14 protein-coding genes and 1 riboswitch are annotated in these 14460 nt (G+C 64.9%); of the genes, 11 read left to right on the top strand and 3 right to left on the bottom strand.

What is annotated here, in order from left to right; translation table 11 throughout:
• Positions 1 to 87: 87 nt before the first annotated feature.
• A complete protein-coding gene (gene flgH / locus A0U93_RS10745) occupies positions 88 to 810 on the top strand; it encodes a flagellar basal body L-ring protein FlgH (protein ID WP_245825188.1) in 723 nt (240 codons plus the stop codon).
• Between the two features lie 13 nt (positions 811 to 823).
• Here the strand turns inward: flgH and A0U93_RS16815 are convergent, their stop codons facing one another.
• Both A0U93_RS16815 and A0U93_RS10735 read right to left on the bottom strand, forming a co-directional pair.
• A complete protein-coding gene (locus A0U93_RS16815; protein ID WP_174807235.1) occupies positions 824 to 1411 on the bottom strand; it encodes a hypothetical protein in 588 nt (195 codons plus the stop codon).
• Between the two features lie 152 nt (positions 1412 to 1563).
• Complete coding sequence (locus A0U93_RS10735) at positions 1564 to 2103, bottom strand: DUF721 domain-containing protein (protein ID WP_077807341.1); 540 nt, start codon at positions 2101 to 2103, stop codon at positions 1564 to 1566.
• Positions 2104 to 2112: 9 nt separating this feature from the next.
• Between A0U93_RS10735 and mutY the strand changes: the two genes are divergently transcribed.
• A complete protein-coding gene (gene mutY, locus A0U93_RS10730) occupies positions 2113 to 3183 on the top strand; it encodes an A/G-specific adenine glycosylase (RefSeq protein ID WP_077807340.1) in 1071 nt (356 codons plus the stop codon).
• Positions 3180 to 3791, top strand: coding sequence for a hypothetical protein (locus A0U93_RS10725; protein WP_077807339.1), 612 nt, complete (start codon positions 3180 to 3182; stop codon positions 3789 to 3791). The genes mutY and A0U93_RS10725 overlap by 4 nt, the downstream gene beginning before the upstream one ends.
• A gap of 44 nt (positions 3792 to 3835) precedes the next feature.
• On the opposite strand, the gene A0U93_RS10720 is transcribed toward A0U93_RS10725, so the two are convergent.
• Positions 3836 to 5314, bottom strand: a complete 1479-nt coding sequence (locus tag A0U93_RS10720) for a cryptochrome/photolyase family protein (RefSeq protein ID WP_245824826.1) — start codon at positions 5312 to 5314, stop codon at positions 3836 to 3838.
• Positions 5315 to 5495: 181 nt separating this feature from the next.
• Here A0U93_RS10720 and A0U93_RS10715 point away from each other — a divergent pair, with 181 nt between their 5' ends.
• The 8 genes from A0U93_RS10715 (at position 5496) to A0U93_RS10680 (ending at position 14453) form a co-directional block, all read left to right on the top strand.
• Positions 5496 to 5702 (top strand): entericidin A/B family lipoprotein, encoded by a 207-nt coding sequence (locus A0U93_RS10715; RefSeq protein WP_077807337.1) that lies wholly within the window; start codon positions 5496 to 5498, stop codon positions 5700 to 5702.
• A gap of 141 nt (positions 5703 to 5843) precedes the next feature.
• Positions 5844 to 5992, top strand: a riboswitch (FMN riboswitch).
• A 131-nt stretch (positions 5993 to 6123) separates the two neighbouring features.
• The gene (gene ribD / locus A0U93_RS10710; protein WP_408887680.1) at positions 6124 to 7149 is read left to right on the top strand and encodes a bifunctional diaminohydroxyphosphoribosylaminopyrimidine deaminase/5-amino-6-(5-phosphoribosylamino)uracil reductase RibD; all 1026 of its coding nucleotides are present in this window, start codon (positions 6124 to 6126) and stop codon (positions 7147 to 7149) included.
• Positions 7149 to 7760, top strand: coding sequence for a riboflavin synthase (locus A0U93_RS10705; RefSeq protein ID WP_077807335.1), 612 nt, complete (start codon positions 7149 to 7151; stop codon positions 7758 to 7760). Before ribD ends, A0U93_RS10705 begins: the two co-directional genes overlap by 1 nt.
• Positions 7757 to 9061: a 3,4-dihydroxy-2-butanone-4-phosphate synthase gene (gene ribB / locus A0U93_RS10700; protein ID WP_077807334.1), complete on the top strand. Its 1305-nt coding sequence runs from the start codon at positions 7757 to 7759 to the stop codon at positions 9059 to 9061. Before A0U93_RS10705 ends, ribB begins: the two co-directional genes overlap by 4 nt.
• Positions 9058 to 9537, top strand: coding sequence for a 6,7-dimethyl-8-ribityllumazine synthase (gene ribH / locus A0U93_RS10695; protein ID WP_077807333.1), 480 nt, complete (start codon positions 9058 to 9060; stop codon positions 9535 to 9537). Before ribB ends, ribH begins: the two co-directional genes overlap by 4 nt.
• Positions 9538 to 9662: 125 nt before the next feature.
• Entirely contained in the window at positions 9663 to 12257 is a 2595-nt protein-coding gene (locus tag A0U93_RS10690; protein ID WP_077807332.1) for an MMPL family transporter, read from the top strand.
• Between the two features lie 124 nt (positions 12258 to 12381).
• Positions 12382 to 13845: a carbohydrate porin gene (locus A0U93_RS10685; protein ID WP_077807331.1), complete on the top strand. Its 1464-nt coding sequence runs from the start codon at positions 12382 to 12384 to the stop codon at positions 13843 to 13845.
• 74 nt (positions 13846 to 13919) lie between these two features.
• Positions 13920 to 14453 (top strand): VOC family protein, encoded by a 534-nt coding sequence (locus A0U93_RS10680; protein ID WP_077807330.1) that lies wholly within the window; start codon positions 13920 to 13922, stop codon positions 14451 to 14453.
• Positions 14454 to 14460: the final 7 nt, after the last annotated feature.

Here is a 14460-nt window from a genome sequence, read left to right as displayed (position 1 = left end):
CCAGTCCCGGCCATGTTAACCGGCGGTTTACCATCGACATGCTGATATGATGCCATGGAGCACCGGAAGACAGCAGGAACACGGTTGATCGTCAGATGGCCGATATGGCTCGCCCTGCCGCTTCTGGCCGGCTGCGGCAATCTTGCGCAGATCGCGGAAATCGGTCGGCCGCCGCGCATGACACAAATCGCGGACCCGACCCTGGCAGCCAGCTACCGGCCTCTGACCATGCCGATGCCGCCCCTGCAGGCACCACCTTCCGAACCCGCGAGCCTGTGGCGTAGTGGAAGCCGGGCCTTCTTCAAGGATCAACGGGCATCTCAGGTCGGCGATCTCGTTACGGTCGTGGTCGATATCACAGATACCGCCAGCCTCAACAACAACACGACCGCACAACGTACCGGCAACGAGAAATTCGGCATTCCGAATCTTTTCGGGGTCAAGCAGAAGGTGGTGGCGCAGCTGACAGGTGCTAACTCACTGTCGACCAGCAGCAGTAACGACGCTGCATCGACAGGAAAGATCACACGCAACGAGACCGTGACGCTCCGGCTGGCCGGCACCATCACGCAGCTGCTGCCCAATGGCAATTTCGTCGTGATGGCGCGTCAGGAAGTACGGGTGAACAGCGAGCTGCGAGAGCTGAATGTCAGCGGGATCGTGCGACCGCAGGATATTACCGCCGACAACACCGTCACGCACGACCGAATGGCCGAGGCCCGCATCTCCTATGGCGGGCGCGGCACGCTCACCCAACTGCAACAACCGCGCTACGGGCAGCAGTTCATGGACGCCGTACTGCCCTTCTAGCGTTCATGCGGACTCAGTAACCGCCGGGGTAAGGCTCTGTGTAAACCGGAGGCGCATAGCCGGGAGCATAACCATAAGCGACAGGCGGCGGGTAATATCCTCCGCCATAGTAACCGTTATAATAGGGGGAGGCGGCTGCGGCGCCGATGGCCGCACCGGTCAGCAGGCCGAAACCAAGGCCCCAACCGCCCCAGCCCCAGCCGCCACCCCAGCCGGGCATCCCCCAGCCGTAGCCGCCCCACCCGGGGCCACCCCAGCCCCAGCCGGGCCCACGCCAGCCGCCGCCCCAACGCCGACCCCAGCCGCCGAAGCCACGATAGCCGCCATAAAAGCCCGGTCGTCCGACGAAACCCGGTCCGCCATGAAAGCCGGGACCGCCGCGAAACCCTACGCCCATGCCACCGTGAAAGCCCGGGCCCCCGTGAAAACCCGGACCACCGAACCCGCCACCGCGAAAACCGCCGCCATGGAAACCGCCGCCGCCACCGTGAAAGCCGCCACCACCATGGAAACCCCCGCCATGCTGCGCATAAGCGACCGGAAACGAAGCATCGATCGACAAGGCCGCAACCAACAGGATGGCTTTTTTCCTCATCGTCATTTTGTTTCCTCCATGTCCCATGTCTGTGCGGGACTAAACGGGCAATCGATCATCGAGCAGATATTGTTTGTGTATTACGCCGGGAAAAGGGCGGACCTGATACGTGTTTGCATCCAACTGTCACAAAGAAACACGGTTTCCCGCCATGGATGTCATATCTTGTTGCGCGCGCTGGCTCGTCGATGACGCACATGCCCGCCAAGACGCGCCAGAACATCGCGGAGGGGCCCATCCGCCATATCGGGCAGCGTGACAGGCGCCGGGGGTGCCTGTGGGCTCGGCCGTGCCGGTTGGGCGACGGTCGCGTCCTGCAATATCTTCAGCCGCACCACCAGCGCCTGTTCCTGCGCGAACAGGGGCCCCGTGCGATTCGGACCGCAATGGGCGTTGATACGTTCGATCAGTTGCGGCGCAAGATGTTGCAACTCCATCGCCACCGGCCCCGAGCAGGCGACCGTCAGCGTCCCGGCCGAAAGGCGCCGCGGCACGGTCTCACGCGCCAGCGCCGTACCAACGATATCCGGCCAGTCCAGCAGCAGACGCACCGCAGCGCCGTTATTCCTGCGCATGGCGGGCTGCGTGACGGTCGGCAGGATGCTGCCCAGCGTGCGCGCCTTGAAGCTGCGTTTTTCCCACACCGGCGCCGGTGCTGTGGTGGTGCGCCTCTTGCCGCGCTGCGTTTCCTTCGTCATATCGCGAGCGTGATTCCTTCCGATTCCGCGCTGCTTCACTGGTATGACCGGCACCGACGCGACCTGCCCTGGCGCGCGCGTCCCGGTCGACAGGCCACACCCTATCACGTCTGGCTGAGCGAAATCATGCTCCAACAGACAACGGTCGCCACCGTCAAAGCCTATTACGCACGCTTTCTCGAAAAATACCCGACGGTCGACGCCTTGGCACAGGCTCCGCGTGACGACGTGCTCGCCCTTTGGGCAGGGCTTGGTTATTACACCCGCGCCCGCAACCTGCATGCCTGCGCCCGGCTTCTGGCCGATCAGGGCGCGTTTCCCCAGACGGTCGATGGACTCCGCGCCCTGCCGGGTATCGGCGACTACACCGCGCGCGCCATCGCGGCGATCGCTTTCGGCGTGCCGGTTATTCCGGTCGATGGCAATGTCGAACGCATCGCATCACGCATCTTCGCGATCGAGGAACCCCTGCCGCAAAGCAGACGGCAGATCGCACAACGCGCCGCCACACTCAATGACGGTGCGCAGGCCCGGGCGCGCGCCAGCGATTTCGCCCAGGCCCTGTTCGACCTCGGCGCGACGATCTGCACGCCGCGCAATCCGGCATGCGGTCTGTGCCCATGGCGCGAGGCCTGCGCCGCCCATGCACGCGGCATCGCCGCCAGCCTGCCGCGCCGCGCCCGGAAACAACCGAAGCCGGAGCGGTTCGGCGCCTGCTTCATCCTGCGCGATGCCTCCGGCGCGGTGTGGTTGCGCCGCCGTCCGGAAACGGGCCTGCTCGCGGGCATGGCTGAATTTCCGGGCACTGCCTGGCGCGAGACACCATGGCGACCGGCCGACGCCATGCGCGATGCGCCCATGCCGGTGCGTTTTCGCGAACTCGGGATCATCACGCATGTTTTCACGCATCTGACCCTTCGTTTGACCGTATTCGAGGGACGAACCGATCGATTCGCCCCGGATATGGCTGGGTTCGCCTGCCCGGCCGACAACCTGGCCGGGCAATCGCTCCCGACCGTGATGCGGAAGTGCCTCGACCTGTCGCAGGACTCTGCGACGCTACTGGAGACCACTCGATGAGCCATTCGATGACCGGATCGCGCCACTGGCTGCTGGATGTTTTCGGTGAGGTGCTGGATCTCGATCCGTTCCGCGACGACATCTACTGCCGCAAGCTCAGTGCCGCGGCCCATTATCCGGGCATTTTCTTCTTCACGGAAGACAGCCGGGCCGTGCCGTATGACGTCGATCTGCGCAAGGCCATCTCACTCCCCGCCCCATTCCCGCCACTGCGCGCCGTGTCCGACGAAGCGGGGCTGATCTCCCTGGAAATCCGCGACGAGGAGTCGCCCCGCTACCTGCGCAGCATTCAGAATGGCGGCGCGGATTTCCAGGCGAACGCCATCAACGCGTGGGAACGGTTCTATGTCCTGTCCGAGCGCATGCTGCATGCGTTGCTGATTCTTGCGCAGCCCCAGCTTCTCTCGATTACCAATGCGATGGGTGAGGCTCAGCCGCCCTTGCAGGTCGAGTGGAATTACTGCGCCTCGATCGGTGGCCTCGTCTTCTCGCTCCGCGACCATACGGAAGCGCTCGAAGATATCGCCAGCCTGCCGCCAGGCGCATCGACGACCATCGATATCCGCAGCGGCGACCAGACGCACACCCTGACCTTCACGCGGCGGTAGGCAACCGGACGTCACCCACGCGGCCGATGTGGCACGGAACGATCCTACGCGGCCTCGTCTTCTCGTGTTCGCGCGGTCGCCTTCAACGCGTCCAGCGCCCGTTGCCGACCGCCATCGAGATCGACGATCGGTTCCGGATATGTCTTGCCGAGCGTGACGCCAGCCTGCCGCAGGGACTGCTGCGACAGCGTCCATGGCGCGGGAATTTCCTTGCCCGTCAGCTTTGCCAGTTCCGGCACCCAGCGGCGCATATAGTCGCCATCCGGATCGAACCGTTCGCACTGCCGCAAGGGACTGAAGACGCGAAAGAACGGGGTCGCCTCGATGCCGGTGCCGGCAACCCATTGCCAGTTGACGGCATTGTTCGCCGGATCGGCATCCACCAGCGTATCCCAGAACCACGCTTCCCCCACACGCCAGTCGATCAGCAGATGCTTGACCAGCAGGGAGGCCGTAATCATCCGCGCACGGTTATGCATCCATCCGGTCTCCCAGAGTTGCCGCATGCCCGCATCCACGATCGGTATGCCGGTCCGGCCCTGTTGCCAGGCCCGCACGTCCCCCTCGTCGCGACGCCACCGCATTATATCGAAACGCGGCTTGAGGTTACGATGCGGCAGGTCGGGCGCATGGTAGAGCGTGTTCCAGGCGAATTCCCGCCAGCCGATCTCACCACGAAACACCTCGGCATCCGTGCCCTTGATGTGTGATACCGCGTCCCAGACCTGCCGTGGGGATACATGGCCGAAGCGCAGATAGGGAGACAGGCGCGAACTGCCTTCCGCCGCCATCTCGTTTCGCCCTGTATCGTAGTGTGCCAGAGCGTGCGTCACGAAATCGCGAAGGATTTCCCGACCCGCCGCCTCGCCCGGTGTCCAGTCGGCTTCCAGACCGCCCGCCCAGTTCGGCTTGCGCGGCAACAGGGCATCCTCGTCCAGCGGCCGCATGGTTTTCGGCCAGTGCGTCGGTGACGACCAGAACCTTATCCGGCCCGGCGCGGCCAGCGGCCTGGGTGGCGGCCCCAGCTTGACGGCCGCTTTCCAGTAGGCGCCGAACACGCGATAGGGCGTGCCCGTCTTCGTCCTCACAGCGTCCGGTGCGCGCAGCAATGTCCCGTGGCGCTGGACGATCTCGACCCTGCGCCCGGCGAGACGGTCGAACACCGCTGAATCCTGATCCCGCGCTTCCTTCTGGTAGCGGTAGTGGCAATACAGCGCGCCGGCGCCGCTGATGTCCGCAAGCCGATCCAGGGTCTCCGGCGCCGGGCCGGCAAACGTCAGGAGCGTCCCGCCCATGTCATTCAACTGCGCGCGCAATGCGGCCAGCGCACCATGCAGCCACCAGCGGGCCGCGCCACCCAACGGGCGCACGCCACCCGTTTCCTCATCGAGAACATAAACCGCGATAACGGGACGACCGGAATCGATGGCATCGTGGAGTGCCGGATGATCGGCCAGCCGCAGATCATCGCGAAACCAGACGATGACCGGCTTTTCCCGGTCGGTGGAAGCGTGTGGCGACACAGGCGATGGAATCCTTTTGTTGTGGACAGGCATTAGGACGCGCCACGTTGTCATCTGTTCATTCATGCATCACGATTCGGCGAGACGGTCATGCGACAGGCCGGATTTTCGATGCGCAAGAAGAACTTCCGGGCCGCTCTGGCGTATCTGCACATGAACAATCGTTCATAGGAGCATTTTAATGATTACCCGCACAAAGACCCGTCCGCTCGCTCGTTTCTTTCTGACGCTGGCGCTGATGACGGGTTGTGCCGCCGGTCTTTCGGCATGCAACACGATGCGTGGTGCAGGACAGGATGTCAGTTCCATCGGTCATGACGTCTCCAACGGCGCGAACGGCACGCAGCAGGCCTGGCACAACGCCCAGCCAAGTGCTGCGACACACTGAAAACACGGCGCATCCGAAAACGGGTGCGCCTGACTGACGCAGGAAGCCGGACTTCGCGGGAGCGAGGCCCGGCTTTTTGCATTCCATGAACACTCTTGCCAAAGCGATCCGCCGCGCCCATATGATTTTTAGTTAATTTTGAGACGTTCTCAGGGCGGGGTGGAACTCCCCACCGGCGGTAGGCGCGACAAGCGCGAGCCCGCGAGCGCCTTCGGCACAATGCCGGAGGGTCAGCAGATCCGGTCGAACTCCGGAGCCGACGGTCATAGTCCGGATGAAAGAGAACGCGGCCCCGTCGAAACGGCGCGTTGCGTCGTGCCGGCAGTGCGCCCTGACGCCCTGAGTCCGTCCAACAGGGATGGAGCAAGAGCGCGTGCAGCAAGCCAGCACGATCGGACCGCCTGACGTTCAGCCGCCGCGCCTGCCTTTGGCACGCGTGGGGCGCGGCTATCGCGCCGCCATCGATGCCGCCAGCGCCTATATCGGCGCGACCGCCCCCAATCCACCCGTCGGATGCGCCCTGCTGGACCGCGAAGGCCGGATTCTCGTCGTGGCCGCGCATCATCGTGCCGGCACCCCGCATGCGGAGGCACGCGCCTTGCAGGAAGCGCGCGAGAAGGGCCTTCTGGCGCAGGCGCACACCGCCCTCGTCACGCTGGAACCCTGCAATCATATAGGCCGCACGCCGCCCTGCGCGGAAGCCCTCCGCGAGAGCCCCGTCGAGGATATCTGGCTCGGGGTGGAGGATCCACATGCCATCGCCGCCGGCGGCATCGCCCGCCTCCGGCAGCAGCCGGGTGGCAGGAACGTCTACCGGCTTGCCGATTATCCGGCGCTTGGTGCGTATCGCCGCGACTGCGAGGCGCTGATCGCCCCTTTCGCCAGGCGCGTCGTCACCGGCCGAAGCTGGCTTACCGTCAAACAGGCGCTGGATGTCAACGGCGGCATGATTCCGCCCGCCGGTCGCACGACGTTCACAGACCATGATTCGCTGGTTCTGGCGCATCGTCTGCGCCGCGCGACGGATGCCATCGTCACCGGCATCGGCACCGTCCTGGCCGACCGACCGCGCTTCAATGTCCGCCATGTCGCCGACCATGAACCGCGCGCGCCGCGCCTGCTCGTCATCTGCGACCGCCATGGCCGCACCCCGCCGGATTACAGGAAAGCGATGACACAGGCCGGTTTCAACGTGCAGGTCACGGATGACATCGCCGGCGTCCCGGCACGGCTGGCCGCGCATGGCGTCAACTGGGCGATGGTCGAGGCCGGACCCGGGCTGCTGCGCGAAATCGATCGACTTGGTCTCTGGGACGACTGGCTGACAATCCAGCAACATGCCGCGCAGCCGGACACGCACGATATCCGCGCTCGCGGCGTATCCCCCCTCCGCTTCCTGACCGGTCTCGAACACGAGACACCGCGTTATTTCGAAGGAGCTTCCTGATGTTCTCCGGCATTATCGAACGGATCGGCACCGTCCGCACCGCCATGCGCACGGCGCAGGACATGCGACTCACGGTGGCGACCGGCCTGCGCGATCTGGATCTCGGCGAAAGCATCGCCGTCAACGGCGTCTGCCTGACGGTTGCCGAATTCACGCCCGATGGCGATGCGGACTTCCATCTCAGCGCCGAGACGCTGGACCGCACGGCGCTGCATCGCCTGGCGGAAGGCGCGCGCGTGAACCTCGAACGCGCCAGCACGCCGGCCACGCGGCTCTCCGGCCATATCGTTCAGGGTCATGTCGATGGCATCGGGCGTCTGGCCTCGGTGGCGCCCGTGGGGGAATCCCATCATCTGACGGTCACGATCCCCCACGCACTGCGGCGTTACGTCGTGGAGAAAGGCTCGATCGCGCTGGACGGCATCAGCCTGACGGTCAATGCGCTGGGGCCGGTGGACGGCGAGAACGCCGCGATCGAGCTGATGATCATTCCGCATACCTGGACACATACCAGCCTCAGCGGCCTGCGGGCCGGAGATCCGATCAACGTGGAGGTGGACGTGCTGGCCAAATATGTCGAAAGCCTTCTGGCCGCGGGGAGAACATCATGACGCCGCAACTCGCCGCCGCCATCTCGGCCATGCGCGATGGCCGCATGGTGATGATGGTCGACGATGAAGATCGCGAGAACGAAGGCGATCTGGTCATGGCCGCGCAATTCGCCACGGCCGATGCCATCAACTTCATGGCGACCCATGCGCGCGGCCTGATCTGCCTGCCGCTGGAAGCCGGGCAGATCGACCGTCTCGACCTGCCGATGCAACCGCGACGCGGGCACGATCCGCGCGGCACGGCCTTCACCGTGTCGATCGAGGCCACGACAGGCATCACCACCGGCATTTCCGCCGCCGATCGTGCACGCACCATTCAGGTCGCCGCCGATCCGCAGGCCGATCCGGCGGCAATCAGCACGCCGGGCCATATCTTCCCCCTGCGCGCCCATCCCGGCGGCATCGTCGCGCGCGACGGCCACACGGAAGGCGCGATCGATCTCGCGCGGCTGGCAGGGCTGACGCCCGCGGCGGTGATCTGCGAGGTGATGAGCCCGGACGGCACCATGGCCCGTCTTCCGGAACTGCGCCGATTCGCCGAACGGCACGACATGCCGGTCATCACCATCGCCGAACTCGCCGCATGGGTCCGCGCGAACGGGCGGGAAGCCGTCGCGAAGCCCGTCGCCACCGAAGCACCGGCCCCCGCCATCGAATTCATCGCCGAAGCCGCGCTGCCCAGCCTGTACGGCGGCGACGACCTGCGCATCCATGCCTTCCGCGCCCCGGACGGCATCGAGCACGTGGCGCTTGTGAAAGGCGATCCGGCGCGCGGACAACCTCTGGTGCGTCTGCATTCCGAATGCGTGACCGGCGACGCGCTCGGTTCGTTGCGTTGCGATTGCGGTGCACAATTGCGTGAGGCGTTGAGCCGCATTGCCGAGGCCGAATCCGGCGTGCTGGTCTATCTCCGCGGCCATGAAGGACGAGGCATCGGTCTTGGCAACAAGATCCGCGCCTACACGCTTCAGGATCGCGGCTACGATACGCTGGATGCCAATCTGGAGCTGGGCCTGCCCGGCGACGCGCGGGACTGGTCGGCTGCCGCCGCGATCCTGCAGCATCTGGGCGTCACCACGCTGACGCTGCTGACGAACAACCCGAACAAGACGACAGGACTGACGGCGGCAGGGCTGCGCATCGCGCGGCAGGAACGTCTGGAGGCTGGCGCCAACCCCTTCAACCGCGACTATCTGCATGCCAAGCGCACGCGCATGGGGCATCAGCTGAGCGATGCCTGGCCCGAAGCCCTGACCGGATTCATGAACGCCGGATCGATGAAAGACAGAGAGACCACATGAGCAAGACCATTCCCACGGCCCCGGACCTGCGCCTCAACCCCGCGCCGAAGCTGGCGATCCTCGTCAGCCGCTTCAACACGAACGTCACGCATGGCCTGCGCGATGGCGCGCTGGCCTGGCTCGCCGAGCGCGGCATCGAGGACGCGGACGTCTTCGATGCGCCCGGTGCATTCGAACTGCCGCTGATGGCCAAGACCCTGGCGCGCACCCGGCGCTACGAAGGCGTGATCTGCCTCGGCTGCGTCATCAAGGGCGACACGGCGCATTTCGAGTTCATCAGCCTGGGCGCCACGGTGGGCATCATGCAGGCGCAGCTCGAAACGGGCGTGCCGATCTCCTTTGGCATATTGACGACCTATACCGACCAGCAGGCCATAGCCCGCTCGCGCGACGACGCGGAAAACAAGGGACGCGAGGCGGCAGCCGCCTGCGTGGAAGCCCTGGCTTTCATCCGCCAGGTCGATATCGCATCGTAACAAACAGGTGACGCCGCGCGGCCCTGGCCAAGACGGCGTTTCCCTATTTCAGGCCGATGTTCTACACCGTGCGCAGATCGCGGCCGTACGCGCCGTTTCCATGACAAGGTTTTGCGTACCCCATCATGCTTTCCTCCCTGATCGGCCGTATCGTTACTTTCTGCGCCCGGCGCGCCTGGCTCATTATCGCGATTTTCGCTTTGCTCGGTGTGGCCAGCGTACTCGTCAGCATGGCGCGCCTCGGCGTGACGACCGACACGGGCAAGATGTTCTCGGCCGACCTGCCATGGAAGAAACGCAACACCGAGTTGTCGCGCCTTTTCCCGCAGAACGACGACACGCTGGTCGCCGTCATCCATTCCGACATTCCGGAACAGGGGCGCGCCACCGCTCGGCAACTCGCGCAGGCTCTCTCGGCCGATCGGCGCCACTTCACCATCGTCAATCTTCCGGACGACAAGCCGTTCCTCAACAATCACGGCCTGATGTATCTGGACAAGCCCGCGCTGGGCGACCTGCTGGACAGCATCACGGCAGCGCAGCCGTTCCTTGGCACGCTGGCGGCCGATCCCTCCGCGCGCAGCCTGTTCGGCGCGCTGGGCCTGATCGGCGAGGGCATCCAGTCTGGCAACGGCGTGCCGGACAGTTTCGCGCCGGAACTGCGCGGCTTCGCAGAGTCGCTGAAGGCGGCGGCCAACGGCCATCCGCAAGACCTTTCATGGCAGAACCTGCTGGCCGGCCCGCTGACGAAGCTCAGCGTGGGATATGAGTTCGTCATCGCCAAGCCGATCCTCGATTTCAAGTCCTTCCAGCCCGGCGGCGCGGCGACGAATGCCATGCGCCGCGCCATCGCCCAGCTGCCGTTCGTCAAAAGCGGCAATGCCCATGTGATGATCACCGGCGAGGTCCAGCTGTCGGACGAGGAGTTCGCGACCGTCGCCCAGGGCATGACCCTCGGCCTCATCACCTCGCTCGTGCTGGTGGCGCTCTGGCTGATCCTGGCCGTGCATTCGCCACGCGTCATCGTGCCGATCCTCATCACGCTGGTGACCGGCCTGCTGCTGACGACGGGCTTCGCCGCGCTGGCCGTGGGTACGCTGAACCTGATCTCGGTGGCATTCGCCATCCTGTTCGTCGGCATCGCCGTGGATTTCGCCATCCAGTTCTGCGTGCGCCTGCGCGGCCAGCGACTGCCCGGTGGCCGGCCGATGCCGCTACCGGACGCGCTCGCACTTACCGGTGCCGAAACGGGCCACCAGATTCTCGTGGCCGCGCTGGCCACGGCGGTCGGCTTCCTCGCCTTCGTGCCGACCAGCTTCGTCGGCGTGGCGCAGCTGGGGCTGATCGCGGGCTTCGGCATGTTGATCGCCTTCATCGGCACACTGACCTTCCTGCCCGCGCTGCTGCATGTCTTCCGTGCCGATCTCGGCGCGCGCGCGCCCGGATTCGCACGGGCCGCCCCGGTCGATCATTTCCTGCGTGAACACCGCAAGCCGGTGCTCGCCGTCTTCACCATCCTGGGCCTCACGGGCGCGGCGCTCGTGCCGACGCTGCATTTCGACGCCGACCCGCTGCATACGAAGAACCCGCATTCGGAGGGCATGCGCGCCCTGCACTTCCTGGAGCAGGACCCGCGATCGTCGCCCTATACGGCCGATCTGCTCGTCCCCAACCTCGACGTCGCCGCGCGCGAGGCGGAACAGTTCGACAAGCTGCCGAGCGTCAGCATGGTGATGTGGCTCGGCGATTATATTCCGCAGGATCAGCAGGCCAAGCTGGCGATGATCCAGGATACGGCCTCGATCCTCCTGCCGACCATCGTGCCGGAACAGGTCGCCCCGGCGCCCGATGCGAACGCCCTGCGCGACGCCGCCAGAAAGGCCGCCGACCAGCTTGGCGCCGTCGACGGCAGGCTTGGACCGAACGATCCGCTGCGCGACATCCAGCAATCGCTCCAGCGCCTGAGCCAGGCCCCGGACGCGACATTGCTGGCCGCCAATACGGCGCTCACGCGCTTCCTGCCGGATCAGCTCGCGGAACTGCGCGACGTTCTGCAACCCACGCCGGTCACCTATCAAAGCATCCCGCACGACATCGCCGACGAATATCTCCTGCCGGACGGGCGGGCGAAGCTGAGCATCCATCCAAAGGGGCGCCTGTCGGACAACAAAGTCCTGCGTCGCTTCCTGATGGAGACGCGCAGCGTCGACCCCAACATCGGCGGCCCGGCGCTCGAAATCTATGAAAGCGCGCGCACGCTGGTGCATGCTTTCGTGGTCGCGGCCATTTCGGCGTTGATCATGATCGCGATCATCCTCCTCGTCGCGCTGCGCCGCCTGCTGGACATGGCGCTGGTGATGGCGCCGCTCGTGCTCTCGGCACTGCTGACGGTCATCCTGATCGTCACCGTGCCGGAGACGCTCAACTTTGCCAACATCATCGCCCTGCCGCTGCTGCTGGGCGTGGGCGTCTCGTTCAACATCTACTTCGTCATGAACTGGCGCGCCGGCGTGCGCGGACCGCTGACATCGCCCACCGCGCGCGCCGTTCTATTCTCGGCGCTGACGACCGGCACGGCGTTCGGTTCGCTCGCGGCATCCCAACATCCCGGCACCGCCAGCATGGGACGCCTGCTCCTGATGTCGCTGGGCTGCACCCTGCTCTCGACGCTGATCTTCATTCCGGCCCTGTTGCCGAAACGCGACATTGACAAAGAATGATACAAATCGGGTCACATATGGTTGATCTCGAGCCGTAATGACCCGATCGCGTCCCACCGCAGCAAGACGGCCACTTTCGTGGATGCTATGAGGGCTCTCCTCGTCTCTCCAGCCTTGAGCCCTTATGTCCATTCTGTTGCGCTTTTCTGCGCGTGCCCTGTCATGCGCGCTTTTTCTGACTATCCTGTTCAGCGGTATCATCACCCCCCAAGCGCATGCGCAGGTCGCCGATAACAATATCGGCTCCGCACCGAGCCAGCGCGTCGATCTGCCGTTGCCGAACAACGATACCTTCCAGACATCGGTGCCGCCTTTCTCACATCCGGAAGCGCTTTTTCCCAATCCGGTATCGCGCTGGCTGCGTGCGCATGGGCTGAACTACCTGCTGGACAACACCAACGAGTTCGCCGGCGCCATCACGCCGCCGACACGCGGCAGGACGCCGGGCTTCAACAATTATAAACAGGGCGCGAGCAACGCGGGCCAGTATGCCATGCAGCTCGATGTGAACTGGGAAAAGCTGGCGGGCCTGAAAGGATTCGCCACCCATATGATTACGGTCGGCCGTTACGGCACGACGGCGAACCGCATGTTCGGCGACTGGCTCAACCACGCCTCGGAGGATTACGGCGGCGGCGGCAACGTGGTGGTCCATCTCGTCTATGCCTACGGCGAAGAGACGCTCTTCGGCGGCCGCCTGGCGATCGCGGCGGGCCGTATGTCGGAAATCTCGGACTTCGCCGCCAGCCCGCTCTTCTGCAACTTCCAGAACGGCAGCTTCTGCGGACGCCCGAAAGGCATCACCGACACGAACTACGATGCCGGATATCCGGCGGCTACCTGGGGCTTCCGTGTCCGCGGCCGCCCAACACGCAGCGTTTACGTGCAGACCGGCGTCTACCCCATCGAGAACGGCATCTATCAGGTCTATCAACACCGCACCGGCTTCAAGTTCAACGGCGCGAACATCATTGGCTATGCGGCGCCCATCGAATCCGGCTGGGAGCCATCCTTCGCGCATGGCACGCTGCCGGGCCACTACAAGCTCGGCGCCCAGGTCTTCAGCACACCGCAGAACGACAATTTCTTCGATCTCTACGGCGGCTCCTATGCATTGACGCGCCTGAAGCAGAAGCAGCACAGCGCCTCCTGGTCCACGTGGGCGATGTTCGACCAACGCCTGCTGCACTACAAGGACAAGGATTCAGGCCTGACCGCGCTCTGGGGCGTGATCTACAACGATCCGCACACCTCCCTGCGCGAATACGTGGCCTATGGCGCGCTAATCAATCGCGGCTATTTCGCTTCGCGCCCGTTCGACACCATGGGCCTGTCATTCACCTACACCAAGATCGCCCGCGGCGTGACGATGACCGATCAGGACCTGCTGGACCTCGGCCGCACGCTGCCGAACCACGCAACCGGCGTGCAGCGCCACGCCATGGTGATGGAAGCCAACTACGCCATCCATGTCATGCGCGGCGTCATCTTCACGCCGCTGCTGGAGTATTATTTCCGGCCCAACGCGCAGCGCAATCTGCGGGATGCGGCGCTGCTCGGCTTCAAGAGCCATATCCAGTTCATGTGATCTGCCCCGACCGCAACAAGATATGTCGCATGCCGTTGCGTGTTCCAGACACCAACGGCACAAGGCAACAGAGCATGGCGAACGATCGACCACGCGGCATCGACCATATCGGCATTACGGTCCCGGACCTCGAAGTGGCTTCCCGATTCCTGACGGACGCTTTCGGGGCCGTCGCCCTGTATGACAACATCGCCGCCGACGATCAGCCGCAGGAAGGTCCGCAGGCGGAAAAGACGCTCGACCTCGCCCCGGGCACACGCGTCGTGCATATGCGGATGATGAGCCTGGGCCACGGGCCCGGCATCGAACTGTTCGAGATGCATGGCCCGCATCAACAGGCGCCGGTGCGCCCCAGCGATTTCGGTTTGCAGCATTTCGCCGTTTATGTGGACGACATGGCCGCCGCCCTCGCCCGTTTCGAGAAGGCCGGCGGTATCGTACTCAACAGTCCGGCCGACCAGCCCAACCTCGAAGCCGGGCCGGGCAATGTCTTCCTCTATGGCCGCACGCCGTGGGGATCGATCGTCGAACTCCTCTCGACGCCCAGTCGCGAGAAATTCGACGCTGTCTCGCCCGTCCGGCGTTATCAGCCACCGCCGCTGGCCTGACGCGCCC

The organism is Neoasaia chiangmaiensis (assembly GCF_002005465.1).
Taxonomy (GTDB): Bacteria; Pseudomonadota; Alphaproteobacteria; order Acetobacterales; family Acetobacteraceae; genus Neoasaia; species Neoasaia chiangmaiensis.
Note: the sequence above shows the minus strand (reverse complement) of the source record. Positions and strands in the feature narration are given on the sequence as shown.